The sequence below is a fragment of the Pseudonocardia sp. SID8383 genome, from assembly GCF_009864975.1.
GTDB lineage: Bacteria > Actinomycetota > Actinomycetes > Mycobacteriales > Pseudonocardiaceae > Pseudonocardia > Pseudonocardia alni.
In genome coordinates this window covers 1-241 of record NZ_WWFY01001138.1, presented here as the reverse complement: position 1 = coordinate 241, position 241 = coordinate 1, and the positions used below count along the sequence as shown (strand labels likewise).

General features: G+C 74.3%; 1 pseudogene. It reads left to right on the top strand.

Annotation, left to right across the window (positions count from 1 at the left end):
- Nucleotides 1-104 (top strand): annotated as a pseudogene (locus tag GTW08_RS27500) (site-specific tyrosine recombinase XerD); the annotation flags it as partial.
- Between the last annotated feature and the right edge of the window lie 137 nt (nucleotides 105-241).

Sequence of the window (241 nt, the reverse complement as noted above, 5' to 3'; positions counted from 1 at the left end):
TGCTCGGGCACGCGAGCGTCGCGACCACGCAGATCTACACCCACGTCACCGTCGACACGTTGCGCGAGGTCTACGCCACCGCGCACCCCCGCGCCCGGGGGTGATCACGGATCGGGCACCGCCCCGGTCGCCCACCGACGCGTCCGGTGCCCGATCCGTGATCACGCGTTCGCGTTCGCGACGGAGGGGTCCGGTTCCGGTGTGGGGGGCGGCGGCGGTGGGCAGGGTGGCCGGATGGAGC